The following is a 16,443-nucleotide window of genomic DNA, read 5'->3' as shown; positions in this document are numbered from 1 at the left end:
TTTCTGAAGTGGGATGGAGAAAAAGTCTGCAGTAATACACTTTCTATATGTATGGATGCAGACTGTCTTAATAATTTTATATTATGTTACTTATAAGTTATACTCCTAACTATTAAGACCAAGTTACGTGTTCATCATTGCTAGTTAGACGTAGGGATATATGCTTTGCAGCAATGGCTCCTTGTCCCACTGAAGAGACGATACTAGAAAATAAAGGCTTTGTGCAAATATCACCTATTGCATAAATAGAATCATTACTAGTTTTTCCTATGTGATCTACAACTACTACCCCTTGCTCAGTTATTTCTATGTTATCTTCAATCAACTCAGTATTTGGCTTTGTTCCTATTCTTACAAATAGAGCGTCTATCTCTAAGGAAAAAACCTTATTTAAATGCGTATTGATCAGATCGATGGATGTTACCTGCTTGTCTCCATGAATGGCGGTGACTTTAGTATCTGTAATAATTTTTATATTCCCTTTTTGAGAAGCGATATCAGTATATTGGGTTCTTGCCTTAAAATATTTAGAACGGTGGATTAAATAAACTATTGCTCCTGCCTCCGCTAATAAAATTGCTCCTTCAAAAGCACGGTCTCCTCCACCTACAACAGCAACTATCTTATTTTTAAACAAATATCTGTCTGCTGTAGCAGAATAGCTTTCTCCTCTATCTATCATTTCCTTCTCTCCAGGAACCTCAAGCTTTCTTTGATTAGTCCCTGTCGCTAACACTAGATAGTTAAAGTGAATTTCTTCTATTTTATTTTTCTGTTGAATCTTAATCGTTTGTAGGGAATGATTAATAGAGAAAATGTTTGTACCTAATCTGTATGAGCATCCTGAGCAGTCAAACTGCTCTACAAACATCCTTTGCATTTCCTTGCCATCCTTAGCATATAGCCCTGGATAATCGATAATTTCATTATGGATCTTGGAGAATTGTCCGCCCAGTTCTTCCTTTTTCTCAAGAAGGAGATGGTTAACTCCCAGTCTCTTGCACCATATCGCAGCCGAAATTCCTGCTGGTCCACCCCCAATAATGATTACATCAACATGTTGCATGCAGCCTATCCCCCTCTCAGTCCCCTTTTTTTAGAAACTCTTCAAACTCCAGCCAATTTTTAACCCTTGGAACAGGGACTTCTTTGTTATAAGGATAATCCATCGCTACTGCAATCCGGCCTGTTGAGGAAAACGCTGTTAAATTGTGCGGCGCATCGTCAAACAATAAATCTCCCACAATCATATCTTTACGATGAGAAAAAACCAAATTATGTTTTCCAATAAAAGGAAGATACTTTTCGATCCATAGTTCCTTTTCGGCAAAAGCATTAGAAACACTGCTTGTTACTATTAAAATATCATACTTACCGTGTAATCTTTCTAGCACCTCGATAGCATTAGGAAGTGGTTCTAATCCTAGAAATAAACCAGGTTCCTTTAAATAATCATATATTTTTGTCCCGCATTCAGGCTTGACATATTTTTCAGAATTCCAACATTCTAACCGATCAACAGTTAAATTATCCTGATAATCTCTGTTATAACGCTCATGCCATACTGACATTAAGTCACATATTACCGAGTCCATATCAATTAGCAATGTTTTTTTCACCGTATTCTTCCACCTTAATCATTTTTTATTTATACGTTCTTCTGACTCACAGCTATTTTCTTATTTTGACAAAATCAACTCTGAATACAACTTAAATCTGTAACCATATCCGCTATTGCCACGCCTTACATTTATTGTCTATTTCCCTAAGAAAAAAAGCGTAAACACTTTGGCATACGCTTTTTTTCCTTAATAGAATCAACTATAAACCACTTAAATACGTCCTTGGAGAAGTGATAAAAATTCAGCACGCGCATCCGGTTGATCGGCAAATATACCACGAACGGACGAGGTAACAGTGGATGCATTTGACTTTTTAATGCCACGCCCACACATGCACATATGCTTTGCCTCAATCACTACCATTATTCCTTTAGGCTCTAAAATCTCCTCTATCGCCTCTACAATTTCAGTTGTCATTCGTTCTTGAACTTGAAATCTTTTTGCATATCCTTCGACCAGACGAGCAATTTTTGATAAGCCTGTAATTTTCTCATTAGGTATATAACCTACATGGGCTACACCAAAGAAGGGGGCAAAATGATGCTCACACATGGAATGAAATTCAATATCTCTTACTAAAACCAACTCTTGATGATCAACATCAAAGGTTTTCATCAGGTGAGCTTTAGGGTCTTCTCTATACCCTTCTGTATATTCTAAAAATGCTTTCAGTACTCGATATGGAGTTTCTTCAAGACCATCGCGATCCGGATCATCCCCACATAATTCAATCAGCTCTCTAACAGCATTCATAAAATTTTGTGACTGAGCAATCTTTTTATTGATTTCAGCAGGATTTTGTTCCAATATATCAAAAAAGTTCTGGGTAATTAACCTATGCTCCTTGTTTTCAGTAATAAACACTTCGTATATACAGCTCCTTTATTCTAAATATCTACTTACTCTCGTTAGCTAGTAATGCACGCCAATAACACTCCAGTAGTTTTAAGCATTAATTAAAATATACATTCTGTTATCAGGTTCGGTCAATACAGCTAGATAGATACTGGTTTTATCATATGAAGCTTTTATCATATATAATGCACTCTCTCATTCCATGAGCCCGCCCAAATAAACTCAACAGCCTTATGAGTAAGTTTTCTGTTCATTTATATTTAGCAATAACCGTTCAAGCTCCTCTTTACAAACTGGCTTACTAAACAAATAGCCCTGCATATGATAGCAATTATTTTTCATTAGAAATTCTTTTTGATATTCTTGCTCAACCCCTTCTGCCACTACTTGTAACCGAAGGCTTTGAGCTAGATTGATAACGGCTTTAGCAATTTCAGAATCACTATAATCTTCCTGGATATCTTGAATAAATGATCGATCTATTTTAAGACAATTTATTGGTAGAGTCTTTAAGTAGCTTAATGAAGAATACCCTGTTCCGAAATCGTCAATAGAAATAGATACGCCATATTCTTGTAAGCTTTCTAAAGCTTTAATTGTTTCGTCCGAGTTGATAAATAACGTACTTTCTGTAATTTCTATTTCAAAGTTTTGTGCTGCCAGTTGACATTCGCTCAAAATTTCTCTCACCCGTCCTACCAGGTAAGCAGGGTCTTGAAATTGTTTAGCCGAAAAATTAACAGCAAGGCTCAACGGTTCTAAACGCTTCTCATTCCACTTACTTATTTGAGAGCAAGCTTTCCTCATCGCTAACTCCCATAAAGAATGAATGAGTCCTGTTTCTTCCGCAACGGAAACAAATATGTCTGGCCGTACAAACCCCAATTCCGCATCAGTCCATCTCAACAATGCCTCTACCCCTGTTATTACATCTGCTTGAGCATTGATTTTTGGCTGATAATACACTTCAATTTCCTCATTTTCAATTGCTTTTCTCAAACGTGTTTCTATGCGCAATCTTTGTTTTTTCTCTTTGTTTATTGCATCATCATATAGGATAACCTTGTTGCCGCCTTGTTTTTTCGCAGCGTACATCGATACGTCCGAATATACCATAAGTTCATCAGGATCTTCCGTATGAGTCGGATATACACTCATGCCACAGCTTGCACTTACATAAACTTCATTTCCTTCTACAGAATAAGGCTGTTTGACGGCAGCTACAATTGTTTCAGCTATCTCTTTTATTTTCTCTAAATCAAGGTTACTAAATAAAATAACAAATTCATCCCCGCCCTGTCTCGTGAGGACACTATCTTTCGCAGGCAGGCATCCCTTTATCCGCTCAGAGATCAGCTTTATCAAGCGGTCCCCTTTAGCATGTCCCAACGAATCATTAACGTCTTTGAAACGGTCTATATCAATAAACAACAAAGCGATGATATTCCCTGTTTTTTTCACATTCGCCACTCCCTGATGCAGCTCTTCTTGAAAATATCTTCTGTTAGGCAACCCAGTGAGCGGATCATGATACGCTTGGAATTCAATAACTTCCTGGCTTTGTTTTAAATCATCTACATAGTTTTTCAAAAAACTGGATAAAGCATTTACATTTTGTGTAAGATGCCCTAGTTCATCTTTTCGTTTTAAAACTAACTTTTTCCCAAAGTTTCCTTGGGCAATCTCATTTACCTGTTCAACTATATAACCAATTGGTTTTGTAATAGAACGCGAAAACACAATACTTGTTATGAGCACAATTAATATAAAGGGAATGGATAATAACAAATGTTTTAGCAGTTCATTTTTGAGTTCTTTCTCAATTATGCTGTAATCATATGTGACTCCTATAACATACGGTTCTGCAGTTCCTGTTCGGATAGGAACTAAAGTTTTCCTAACATCTTTTCCATTTATCTCTTTAATATAACTCTGTGTTTTTCCAGTCTTTATCGCTGTTTGAATGAGTTTTGCATCTGTTTTTTGATTTCTATACTTATATGTTCCGTACCAAATCGGCTGATCGGCTATCTTGATATAAGTATTCCCATTTATAGATACACTGCTATTCTTCTGGCCAAAATTTTTCGGATTAAAAACCGTCAATTCTAAGATACCATCGAGTTTTTTCGTGAAACGATCCATTACATTAGCTGGTCCAAACCGTTTTTCATAATCTAGCACCTGATTGTCACGGAGATATGGGTCTATTATAAAATTAGAGGATCCATCATAATAGTAACCCCATTTATCTGTATGATCAGGATTGCTAGAAGCAATCTCAATCGGTCCTGTCCAATAGTTAGGTAAAGCTAGCCCTTCTTTCACTGTAACAGGGGATAAAGAGAAGAGCTGTTGAAAGGCATCATGCCAATAGGTCCATTCTTTTGTTGACATATTAATCTCATGCGGATCAGAGGACTTTACTCCTATAATATCATCCTGCGTTCGTGCCAATAACGTAATATGGGATATCATTAGTTCATCAGCTAAGGCTTTTAACTGTTCATTTGTCACATCTTCATATTTGGACGGTAAAGATTTGTTTATGGCGATAGAAGCTGTTCTCAACTCCCTGCCAATAATATTTTCCACATATAAAGAACCCTCTTTTGCATTCTCTACCTGGTACGATACTTCTTGGGTAATTAATGCTATTTCTTTTTCATTATATTCTATTAATTTATTTTTGGATAATATATAGTGCAATGTATTATTAGCTATTAAAATACATAATACTAGTAAGGTAAAAATTAAAGATAGCCTCTTCTTTATTGACACTATCATGTACCTCTCCTTCTGTAAAAAATAAAACACCTTATATAAGTCATGTTACTTATAAGTAATATTGATTTTAAATTCATTTAAGTATATAGGCATCCCATATAAGTAGGAACTAAATAACACAAGTAATATGGCTATTATGGAATATTCAAACTAAAAAAGATTTTACTTATAGACTCTCTACTGTATTTTCACTTTATCGATGCTAAAGCGTAAAATATTCACATAAAAGCATTTTAACATACATAGCATGCTACTTGCCTAGAGTTTTTTATTCCATAAGTACCTCGTTGAATAAAGAAAACTCGCCGATTGGTGAGCCCTGCCCTTGGGCGAAGACAGAGGCGTAGTTGCCCTTACACTGTATTCGTATTCCTAAAATTTTCGACTACGTCGAATTCGCGCCTAGCTGGAAATTTATACTTTCTTACAGTGCAAGAAAAACCACTCATATGCTTCTGTTTATCCGGTAATGAATTCTAAACCACAACTTATAGATAAAAACTAAAAATTCACATATATAAATTTTAACAAAAGATCATTGAATGACTTCTAACTGGAAATTTTGTCCTTTTCCACATTGTAATTAACAGCAACTACCAAGGTTCCCACCGTATCATCACCTACGCTATGCGCTTCCCTCGGAATTATATTACATATACTTGGAGAACATATAAACTGAAGGTTAATTGAGCTGAACTAACTATACTCCAGCTCAACTAGATAATAAAGAAAGCAACCATTCATTCTGTAAAAAATCAAAATGCTATTGAGTGGTAATAAGAAGCGTAAAAAAGAATTTCTTTATATCCTTACATATCTTTAATCCTTTCCAAAGGAGGAGTTCACTTTGAGCACAACAGAAAATACATTGTCTATTTTTGCTTTAGGCGGCATTAATGAAATAGGAAAAAATATGTATGCGCTACAATACGCTAATGACATCGTAGTCATCGATTGCGGCTCTAAGTTTCCGGATGAAAATTTATTAGGCGTTGATTTAATTATACCTGATATTACATACTTACAAGAACATAAGGATAAAATTCGAGCTTTAGTTGTTACCCATGGACACGAAGATCATATCGGGGGTGTTCCATATCTATTAAAGGAACTGAATATACCCATTTACGCTACACGCCTAACACTCGGTTTAATTGAAATTAAATTGCAAGAACATGGACTTCAAGATTTAGCTCAATTGTTTCCGATTCACTCTGAATCGGATATTGAATTTGGAGAAATTCGTCTAACCTTTTTTAAAACAAACCATAGTATTCCTGACTGCCTTGGGATTGCATTTCATACACCTGAAGGCACAGTCGTTCATACGGGTGATTTCAAATTTGATTTGACCCCTGTGAATAATCAATATCCGGATATTCATAAAATGGCTAAAATAGGAAGTAATGGAGTTTTAGCGTTACTCTCTGAAAGCACAAATGCTGAACGCCCGGGATTTACCCCATCGGAACGCTTTGTTGGCGAGCATATTGAAGAAGCATTCATGAAAGCTCATAGAAAAATTTTCATCTCTACTTTTGCCTCTAATGTGAATCGTGTACAACAAATCGTGAATGCCGCTTTAAAAACGAACAGGAAACTAGCCTTGCTGGGACGGAGTATGGTGAATGTAGTGTCTGTTGCTATGGAACAAGGTTATTTAGATATTCCTGAAGGGATGTTGATTGAAGCAAATGCAATTAATCAAATGGATCCTGAAAAAGTAGCTATCCTTTGTACAGGAAGCCAAGGTGAGCCTATGGCTGCTCTCGCCCGTCTAGCCAGCGGAAGCTATCGGCAAGTAGAGGTTCTGCCGGAGGACACCGTCATTATAGCTGCAAGCCCTATACCAGGAAACGAACGCAATGTTTCACGTATTATCGACAATTTATTTTTATTAGGGGCTCATGTCATTTATGGCTCAGGTAGTTCAACGGGAATGCATGTTTCCGGGCATGCATATCAGGAAGAATTAAAGCTAATGCTCACTTTAATGAAGCCCAAATATTTCATTCCAATTCATGGCGAATTTAGAATGCTGCATCATCATCGCTTACTGGCAGAATCGGTCGGTGTCAAAAAAGAGCATATCTTTATAATTAATAATGGAGATATTGTCGATATACATAACCAGGTGGCTCGACAAACTAGACGAATACCTGCGGGCAATATCTATGTAGATGGCCTAAGTATTGGTAATGTTGGAAACATTATTTTACGGGATCGCAAACAGCTTTCTGAGGATGGTATGCTCGTGATTGTTATCACCCTTAGTAAAACGGAACATAAAATCATTGCTGGTCCGGACACGATTTCCCGCGGATTTATATATGGTCGCGAGTCGGAAGATCTCATGAAGGAAATTAATCAGCTCGTTGTAACAACCATCACCAGCTTACAAAAATCAAATATTAGCCAATGGAGTGTTCTAAAAAGGGATGTAAAAGAAAAACTCGGACAATTTTTATACTCTCGTACAAAAAGAAGGCCGATGATTCTTCCTATCATCATTGAAGTATAAAATCATTCATTTCATAATTACCGAAGCGGGGCTATTGTAGCGGTGTTTTATTGCAGCCATCTCTTTTCCAATAGCCGCACTCCATAAATTACTCCATTTCAACTAAAATGAATGAAAATGAGTAGATTTACGGGACCTTATCCTATAAGGGGTAAGGTTCCTTGTTTCAACCTAAGAACTTATTTCCCTTAGCTGGAGCTGGAAATCTTCCGCGAGAGAGTTTCCCCCGCTTCCAATCCCACCAAACCATATACATTGGGTGTTCCACCCCGATGTAGCCCGTGCGTGGCAATATCTTTTTGGCTTTTCGTGCATGATTTATACTACTGTTAATATCACGATAGAAGGTGTACTAACATCTTAAAACCTTTATTTGGTTCATCATACAACAAGAGTGTAAATAGATGTATAAACAAAAAAAGAGTAACTTTAGATCATTTTACCCTTTTAAAATATCTTCAATCTTTTCTTTTATCTGCTTTTGTTTGTGGCCCCGATTCCCATACAAACGACTACTAAAAACAGCCATAATGGATAACATATCTTCGACAAGTTCCTGTTCATACGTTTTGTCTTCTGTATGGTTAATGACTTCAATTTCTGTTCCGTGACACTCACATATTTGTTCTAAAAGTTCCATTCCAAAGCGAATGAGTCTATCCCGATAGTTTACAACAATCCGTTTTACTTGGTTGGATTGTATCAACTTCATTAATTCCTTTAAACCTTTTTTTGATAATTCAAACCACTACCTAGGTCCCCGATAATTCGAAAACATGTGCAAGCATTCATTGCTTCTATTAACCAAACGCCGGAAGAAGTCATTAATAGACTGTGTATCAGGATGCAAAAATTAAATTCAACTTATATAGATAAGAATAGCAGCTGAAGGATATTCTTTGGATTCTGCCTTCGGTAACCAACTAGTTATGATGAGATAATTGATTATAAATCTGCTCAATCTCCTCCCCGGTTAAATCTCCCCGCTTCAGCAACTCATCCGCGATGGTATGAACAAATTCAGCTTGTTCCCGTACTAAATTCTTCACTTCAATCATCTGGCCATTTAACAACTCGTTAATTTTAGGGCGGAGCGCTTTAAGTCCATCTGGTCGCGAGTCTAAAGCAAGCCAACTAAACAGTTCATCCCCCATACCAACCAAACCGAGATAAGCACCGGCCAACTCTGTAGCCCGCCTCAAATCAGAAGTCACTCCATTGAATTTCTTCCCTAGAAACTCTTCTTCCGCCGCACGGGCTGCTAAACAAACTTGGATCTCCGCCAAAATCTCACTATTGCTTCGATTATACCTTTCATGTATCGGTTTGGTAGCGGCAAGACCGAGCGCACTGCCCCTGCGGATGATTGTCACCTTCCAAACCCGTTCATGCGGCTTTAGCAGATATTGAGCCACTGCATGACCAGCCTCATGGTAAGCAACGTTCCGCTTCTCATCCTCGCTCATGGAGCGAAGCGGCTGCTTGAGTCCCCACTCATAGGTCTCCATAGCAGCCCGGAAATCCTCATAGCTAGACAGTTGGGCTCCTCGCTGATGAGCAATTACAACTGACTCATTGACAATATGTTTAATCTGCGCGGGGCTGTAGCCAACTGTGTCAAGTGCCGCACGCTCTGGAGTCAAGCTGGGGTCCCTTTTCACCTTCTCGAGGTAATAATGGAAGACATCCACTCGGCCATCATAGTCAGGAGAGTCTACCCAAAGCTTCCGGTCGAAGCGTCCAGGTCGGAGCAGTGCAGGATCGAGTACATCGGGCATGTTAGTCGCTCCAATCGTCAACACCGCCGGACGCTCTGCCTTTGTGCGGCGCAACCCGAGTGAGCGAAGCGTCTTAGCAAACCAGGAGTTATCGATGTTCGGGGGATCCATCTGCAAGAGCAGCTCATTAAGCAAGCCTGCCCCACCCATGCCAAACATCCCTCCCATTCCGCCAGCCCCTGCCTGCCTGTTCATCCCAATCGCATCGATTTCGTCAATAAAGATGATACAAGCACCATATACCTTTGCCAGCTTCCGGGCTTTCTTATATAAAGACATGACCTTTAAGTTGCCGACACCAAAAAACATATTTTGAAAACTTGGAGCTGAAGCATAAGCAAAGGGCACCTGTGCTTCGTTGGCAATCACCTGAGCTAGATAAGATTTTCCTGTTCCGGGAGGTCCGCAAAGCAACAATCCCCGTATTGCCTCGCCACCCATCTCCTTAAATTCTTTGACACCTTTAAGCAGGATAACAATCCGCTTAGCATTTTCAACAATCTCAGGATTCCCTCGATAATCATCCCAGGTAGCACCGGTTTCGCCAGGCAAAATCCAATATGTGCGTCCGCGGGCCAGGAACCAGAAAAGAGCAACAAATTGGATAATTATAAACACAACAGCAAAAAGCAGCTGCAGTAAAATATTAAGAATGCCTAATGCGATCTCCCTGGCTGGCGGCCCTCCTATCCATAACACGACACCGATAAGAACGAAGATTGCCAACCAAAGAAGGAATTTACGCCACTTAATCCACCGATACTTCCTCATGCCCCCACTCCCTTTACAGATTTTACTGTTCTACAAAAACACAGTCTCAAGGGGTACTTCATACCTAAAGACAAACGCTACATGATGAAAACTCCATAAAGTATAGTGAGGAGGACTCACTCTTCCCTTTCACTGGTTTCCCTGAACCCAAAAAAGCCTTCTTTATAGCATTAAAAGGCTTTTTCTTTCCATGTAAAAAAATAATATTCATTACCTATAAAGTCCATAGATTCCTGAAAAGCAGACATACCCTCATCCTGCTTTTCAGTTACCAGAATTAAACAAAAACTATAAACTCTCCCTCTAAGGATGTCTTATAAAAAGAATCTTTCCACAGATTTTATTCGTTGTTTCTCTTTTTAGAACCGAAGTTGTTTCACTAACCTCTTTTTCAGGCTGTTAATATACTCATCATCAAAATCCAGCACTTTACATTTAATTCAAAATAAGTACCCAGAATAGCTTGAACCCAATATTCACTATAATAAAAAAACTCGCCGATTAGCGAGCCGTTAGGCGAAGACAGAGACTTAGTTACATATACACACTATTGTTAAAATACACCAAATAAAAAAGTCGTTTGTTAACAAGCGACTTTTTTAACAATAAGAGAGAGCTTATGCTTTCCATTTATTTTTAATTGAGACCAAATAATTCCAAATAACAGCCAAGCTGCCAATATAGTAAAAAATCATAAGTATCCAGCCTGTAGGATCAATTGACATAATATTCATAACAAATAATAACGGAAATACATAGTATAGAACATCTTTTAAATAATCTAACACCAATTTCGAAGAAAACGTCCCAGTAACCAAAGCTTTAACAAAGCCAACAACCAAATCAAGCAACATAAAACCTAATACCGCCCACAGCGCGTAAATCATCCAAGCACCTATTGTCATCATCTCCCTGTTGATTGGTACTTTATGTTATGCTGCAAATAATCAAATTGCTCGCTCTCTTAAAACAAATTAATATTCTATTTTAAAGACGTCTATGCCTAAAATTTCTCTACAGAAAAGGAGCAGCGACTGCTGCTCCTAACCTATCATTACATCAAACAGCAGCAGCCACCTCCGCTTAAATTAATATCTCAAAAAAATTTTATATTTCATAATTATTAAACAATTCCAACAAGAACGATACATAAAAGCTTCAAAAAAACATAATAACCCCATAAAAACAAACAAAAAAACTTAACATTATGAAATTTTTTTGAATATATAGAAGTAATTTTTGACTAAGTAAAACCATCAATAGTATTATTATAAAATAATATAAAGGAGGTTGCAGGATGTCAGACTTAAATAAGCGTAAAATTGTGGAAAGCGTTCCTCAAAAGGGGTTTTTCGGACACCCTAAAGGCTTATTCACTCTCTTCTTCACGGAATTCTGGGAGCGTTTTTCCTATTATGGAATGAGGGCAATCCTTGTTTACTACATGTACTATGAAGTTTCAAAAGGGGGATTAGGACTTGATCAGCAGACTGCGCTGGCTATTATGTCTATATACGGATCATTAGTCTATATGTCAGGAATTATTGGAGGATGGTTTGCTGACAGGCTTTTCGGAACATCAAAGGCTGTGTTTTACGGTGGAATATCGATTATGCTTGGCCATATTGTTTTAGCTATCCCTGGAAGCCTAGCAATGTTCTTTATTTCAATGGTTCTCATTATCATCGGTACTGGATTATTAAAGCCTAATGTTTCTAGCATTGTCGGGGAAATTTATAGTATAAAGGACAATCGTCGAGACGCTGGATTTAGCATTTTTTATATGGGAATTAATCTTGGAGGATTCCTTGCCCCTTTAATAGCCGGAACTGCTGGAATGAAATATAATTTCCATTTAGGTTTCGGAATTGCTGCTGTCGGTATGTTCCTAGGATTAATGGTCTTTATGTTCACTAAGAAAACAAATCTTGGTCTCGCAGGTACATTGATAGCAAATCCTTTATTACAAGCAGAAAAGAAAAAGGTTTTCACTCTTTTTGGACTAGCTGCTGTTATTGTTGCTATCTTAATTATCATTGCTATTCTAACGGACGCTTTAACTGTTAAAACCTTTATTGCACTTGTGGGGGTATTAGGAATTGCAATTCCAATCGCTTATTTTGTTACGATGTACCGCAGTCCTAAAACAACAAATGATGAGCGTTCACGAATCATCGCCTATATTCCGTTATTTATCGCATCGATCATGTTTTGGGCTATACAAGAGCAAGGAGCGACCATCCTTGCGAGCTATGCCGATAAACGTACACAATTAGATTTTGCTGGAATTCATATTTCACCAGCTTGGTTTCAATCCTTGAATCCATTATTTATTATCATTATGGCACCTGTACTTGCCTGGGTATGGGTAAAGCTAGGAGATCGACAGCCAACAATTCCACAAAAATTTTCATTAGGATTATTATTCGCTGGTTTGTCATTCCTAGTGATTCTTCTGCCTGCTTACTTCGGCGGCACTCATTCATTAGTAAACCCGCTCTGGCTTGTTCTAAGTTACTTCGTTGTCGTAATTGGTGAATTGTGTTTGTCACCTGTAGGATTATCAGCTACCACAAAATTAGCACCTGTTGCTTTCTCAGCACAAACCATGAGTTTATGGTTTTTATCCAATGCTGCTGCCCAAGCAATCAATGCACAAATCGTTAAATTTTACACACCTGAAACCGAAATGATCTACTTTGGTGTTATTGGCGCAGCCTCGATCCTCTTGTCAATTCTATTATTTTTAATGTCATCAAAACTCCAGCGTTTTATGAAAGGTATTCGATAACCTTCCTGATCACTGCAGAATATTTTTACTGGCCAAAAGGGTTAACTTGTCCTCTATAAGAAAAGCGGAGAAGTTAACCTTTTTATGGCTGTGTAGGGGTGTGTCGGAGTAAAAGGAACTTTTTTCCTTTTGCGGAGATTCAGCTCGGAGTCTGCCATTTTTGGCCTTGGGAGCTAGACAGCACCCCGAAAAGTTATACTTTCTTATCTTACAAGAAAAAAGCTACAGAGCATCATATCTCTGTAGCTTTTTTCTTGTTCCTCAAGTAACTTATTCAGGATTATAAATATTTCGCAACATCTATCTTTCCTTCAAGACCTTTTCTAAAAAGTCTAATTTCTCTTTCGCATTATCCTTCGTTATAATATCAACACCACTATCAATCTGTTTTGGTATTTTTTCACCCTTTATGGCTTTTACTGCATTTTCTACGCTTATATATCCCATATCATATGGGTTTTGTGCTACTGTACTCGTTAAAGTTCCTTTTTCAATATAATCGATAAGTTTTATAATACCATCTGCACCAATAACTGGTATGTTTAACCTTTTTTGTTCTATTACCTTTAATGCATCTAAAGCCATTATATCGTCAGTAGCAAATACACCTTTAATCTCAGGATGTGCTTGTAATACGTTTTCCATTACTGGTTTTAGATCACCAATTTCGTTATACCCCGATTGCTCCGAGACAATGCCGATACCTGCAGCCCCTAAGGCATCCTTCGCCCCCGCGCTTCTCTCAACAAACACCGAGTTTTCCCCGCCAATAAGGGCTACTTTATCCCCAGGCTGCAGCATAGAAGCTAACAACTCTCCTGCCTTTCTTCCTAGTGTAGGGTTATCTGTACCGATAAAAGCAGTTTGACCATCCCAATTTGCTCCTGTATCGACTAATAACACAGGAATATTGTTCTTTTTATATTCTTTTAATACAGGTACAGTTATAGAAGGCTCCGTCAAGGCAACGATTAATGCTTTTGGTTTTTCCTTCAACACATTTTTCAGTATACGAATTTGATTTTCGGCTGGATAGGTGGTCTCAGGCGCTACAACTTTCCCCTGTACCCCAAAATCCTTAAATGCTTTTTCGGCTCCTGCCTTAACAATTTTCCAATACTGTATATCTGATCCTTTTAAAACAACAACAATCTCAGGCTTGTCCTTTTTAGCAAATGTAACTGTATAACCTATAAAAACGACACAAAGGACAGCACAAATAAATAGAATGTTCCTCCATCTCTTTCTCACTATCGATTCCCTTTCCATTATAATTCAAGCTGGAAATTTATCCTTTCTTAAAGCGGAGCAAATCAGGCTTTAAAATGAATTGAAAAGATAGTTCCCTGGTCATTTGTTTGTACTTTAATTACAGCATGATGGCGTTCAGCTATGCTATAGCATACTGCTAAACCTAGTCCTGTTCCATTATCCTTCGTTGTAAAAAATGGAGTTCCAATTTTATCAAGCAATTCTGCTGTAATGCCAGTGCCTTGGTCTTGTACTTCCATTACAACCTCTTGCCCCTCGGAATAGGTTTTAATCGTAAGCTGGCCTCCAGAGGTCATAGCCTCTAGCCCATTTAAAGAAAGATTTAATACAAGCTGGCGAATTTCTTTTTCATCTAAGTACAGCTCCGCACAGTCCTCCAAATCTAACAAAAGCCGTTTGCCTGCAAGCAAGGCTTCTGCATGTATAAGCGGAAATAAGGCCTCAATAATCGAGTTGAGAGATTGTTTTGTTTTATGGTTCGTTTTGTTTTTGGCCAGATTCAGGAACTCTTTAATAATACCATTGGCTCTGTCAAGCTCCTCCAGCATTAAATCGATATGCTCAGGCGAAAGCTGTTTGCTGTCGATTCTTCCGATTTGCAAGAATCCACGAACCGTTGTCATCGGATTTCGAATTTCATGGGCAATTCCAGCAGCCATCTCCCCAACTAAATTCAAACGATCTAATCGCGACACTTCTTTCTCTAGAAGATCCCTTTCGGTAATATCTATCAGCACAATCAGGACGCATGTTTCATCCTGAATTTCTATCATTTCTGTTGATAATAAACCACGCCGTACTTCTCCCATTTTAGTTTGATAACTGATTTTCATGTTCCGAATTGGCTTACTAAATGCAAGAGTATCAAAGTCAGTATCGTCGCCATCACAGCTCTGAACAAAATTTAATAAGTCAGACGTTTGCTGCTTCACCTCATCATAATGATAACCGGTATAATGTAACCAGCTTGCATTCACATCTATATATCTTCCATCCTGTAAGGAACGAATCGCTATTAAACACGGACTGGATTCAAAAATCTTCCGAAAGCGGTCTTGAGATAGATAGAGATCATCTGCTATCTTTTTTCTTTCCTCAATTTCCTTCTGTAACTTCTCATTAGCTAATAAAAGGTCTAACGTCCTTTCCTCCACCAGCTTTTCTAACTCATTAAATCTTTGGTTTCTCACTTCTTCCATTTGCTTCCGCTCTGTAATGTCATGAATGGAGCACACAAAGATGCAATCGCCTTCAATGATAGCTTCTCCGATTTGAATGTCAGCAAAGAAATGGCTTCCATCTTTGCGTAACGCAGTACATTCCATTACCTGCCTAGTAACTTGCTTAACAAAGGAAGCAGTGGTAAAAGTAGTACTTTCTCCCCCATCCTGCTTTATAGAAAGGAGGAGATCTGTAATAGATTGTCCTAGTAACTCTTCTGTTTGGTATCCAAACATCTCTGTTACCGCAGGATTGACAGATAGAATGTAGCCTCGCTCATCACAAGTAACAATTGTATCCCTTAATGTTTCACCAATTACTCTTGAAAGTGCCTCTGTCTTGCGTAAATCAAGAGTTGTTATATCTAATTTATTATGCACTTCCTCAAGTTCGACGGAACGCTTTGCTTCACTTTGCATCCTGATTTGTTCATGATTTTGATGTATTTTTACAAATTGTTCTATTTTTCTTTGGAGCGTTTCTGGATAAAATGGTTTAAAAATATAATCAATAGCTCCAACGGAATAGCCTTGAAGAACATGCTCCATATCCTGGCTGATAGCTGTAATAAAAATAATTGGGATATTCTTGGACTTTTCTCGTTTCTTAATTAATTTCGCAGTTTCAAATCCATTCAATCCCGGCATTTGTACATCCAGTAAAATAACTGCAAAATCCTTCTGCAACAAACACTTTAACGCTTCTTCTCCAGAGCTTGCGCTAACTAAGTGATAATGAGGAGATGTAAGCACTGCCTCTAGAGCTAACAAGTTTTCTGGTCGATCATCAACCATTAAGATATTCACTTTCTTAGAAGTTATTACA

At 37.9% G+C, this 16,443-nt stretch carries 10 protein-coding genes and 1 pseudogene; 2 read left to right on the top strand and 9 right to left on the bottom strand.

Features of this window, described 5'->3' with window-relative positions; all coding sequences use genetic code 11:
- Positions 1 to 112 precede the first annotated feature (112 nt).
- The 4 genes from EP737_RS00110 to EP737_RS00095 all read right to left on the bottom strand — a co-directional run bounded on the left by EP737_RS00110 (position 113) and on the right by EP737_RS00095 (position 5,294).
- On the bottom strand, positions 113 to 1,066 hold the full coding sequence (locus tag EP737_RS00110) for an NAD(P)/FAD-dependent oxidoreductase (RefSeq protein WP_129725813.1): 954 nt from the start codon (positions 1,064 to 1,066) through the stop codon (positions 113 to 115).
- Positions 1,067 to 1,082: 16 nt separating this feature from the next.
- Positions 1,083 to 1,619 (bottom strand): 5' nucleotidase, NT5C type, encoded by a 537-nt coding sequence (locus EP737_RS00105; RefSeq protein ID WP_246040112.1) that lies wholly within the window; start codon positions 1,617 to 1,619, stop codon positions 1,083 to 1,085.
- A 213-nt stretch (positions 1,620 to 1,832) separates the two neighbouring features.
- Positions 1,833 to 2,486, bottom strand: coding sequence for a GTP cyclohydrolase I FolE (gene folE / locus EP737_RS00100; RefSeq protein ID WP_129725811.1), 654 nt, complete (start codon positions 2,484 to 2,486; stop codon positions 1,833 to 1,835).
- Positions 2,487 to 2,708: 222 nt separating this feature from the next.
- Positions 2,709 to 5,294, bottom strand: coding sequence for an EAL domain-containing protein (locus EP737_RS00095; RefSeq protein ID WP_246040111.1), 2,586 nt, complete (start codon positions 5,292 to 5,294; stop codon positions 2,709 to 2,711).
- Between the two features lie 817 nt (positions 5,295 to 6,111).
- On the opposite strand from EP737_RS00095, the gene EP737_RS00090 reads away from it, so the two are divergent.
- Positions 6,112 to 7,785 (top strand): ribonuclease J, encoded by a 1,674-nt coding sequence (locus tag EP737_RS00090; RefSeq protein ID WP_129725809.1) that lies wholly within the window; start codon positions 6,112 to 6,114, stop codon positions 7,783 to 7,785.
- A gap of 439 nt (positions 7,786 to 8,224) precedes the next feature.
- Here the strand turns inward: EP737_RS00090 and EP737_RS00085 are convergent.
- The 3 genes and pseudogenes from EP737_RS00085 to EP737_RS00075 form a co-directional block, all read right to left on the bottom strand.
- Positions 8,225 to 8,509: pseudogene (locus EP737_RS00085) on the bottom strand (recombinase family protein); the annotation flags it as partial.
- Between the two features lie 199 nt (positions 8,510 to 8,708).
- Positions 8,709 to 10,334, bottom strand: a complete 1,626-nt coding sequence (locus EP737_RS00080; RefSeq protein WP_129725807.1) for an AAA family ATPase — start codon at positions 10,332 to 10,334, stop codon at positions 8,709 to 8,711.
- Between the two features lie 617 nt (positions 10,335 to 10,951).
- Positions 10,952 to 11,242, bottom strand: a complete 291-nt coding sequence (locus tag EP737_RS00075) for a hypothetical protein (RefSeq protein WP_246040109.1) — start codon at positions 11,240 to 11,242, stop codon at positions 10,952 to 10,954.
- Positions 11,243 to 11,631: 389 nt separating this feature from the next.
- Between EP737_RS00075 and EP737_RS00070 the strand changes: the two genes are divergently transcribed.
- The gene (locus EP737_RS00070; protein WP_129725803.1) at positions 11,632 to 13,125 is read left to right on the top strand and encodes a peptide MFS transporter; all 1,494 of its coding nucleotides are present in this window, start codon (positions 11,632 to 11,634) and stop codon (positions 13,123 to 13,125) included.
- Positions 13,126 to 13,425: 300 nt separating this feature from the next.
- Here the strand turns inward: EP737_RS00070 and EP737_RS00065 are convergent, their stop codons facing one another.
- Positions 13,426 to 14,376 carry a sugar ABC transporter substrate-binding protein gene (locus EP737_RS00065; protein ID WP_165350626.1) on the bottom strand — a complete coding sequence of 317 codons (951 nt, stop codon included), beginning with the start codon at positions 14,374 to 14,376 and terminating at the stop codon, positions 13,426 to 13,428.
- 62 nt (positions 14,377 to 14,438) lie between these two features.
- Positions 14,439 to 16,412, bottom strand: a complete 1,974-nt coding sequence (locus EP737_RS00060; protein WP_246040108.1) for a PAS domain S-box protein — start codon at positions 16,410 to 16,412, stop codon at positions 14,439 to 14,441.
- Positions 16,413 to 16,443: the final 31 nt, after the last annotated feature.

The sequence above is a fragment of the Ectobacillus funiculus genome, from assembly GCF_004138295.1.
Taxonomy (GTDB): domain Bacteria; phylum Bacillota; class Bacilli; order Bacillales; family Bacillaceae_G; genus Ectobacillus; species Ectobacillus funiculus.
The sequence above is the reverse complement of the archived record's forward strand: the minus strand, read 5'-3'. Positions and strand labels throughout refer to the sequence as shown.

Coding starts and splice junctions, on each gene's coding strand:
- EP737_RS00110 (WP_129725813.1), bottom strand. CDS start 1,066: ATGCAACATGTTGATGTAATCATTATTGGGGGTGGACCAGCAGGAATT.
- EP737_RS00075 (WP_246040109.1), bottom strand. CDS start 11,242: ATGATGACAATAGGTGCTTGGATGATTTACGCGCTGTGGGCGGTATTA.
- EP737_RS00080 (WP_129725807.1), bottom strand. CDS start 10,334: ATGAGGAAGTATCGGTGGATTAAGTGGCGTAAATTCCTTCTTTGGTTG.
- EP737_RS00060 (WP_246040108.1), bottom strand. CDS start 16,412: ATGGTTGATGATCGACCAGAAAACTTGTTAGCTCTAGAGGCAGTGCTT.
- EP737_RS00070 (WP_129725803.1), top strand. CDS start 11,632: ATGTCAGACTTAAATAAGCGTAAAATTGTGGAAAGCGTTCCTCAAAAG.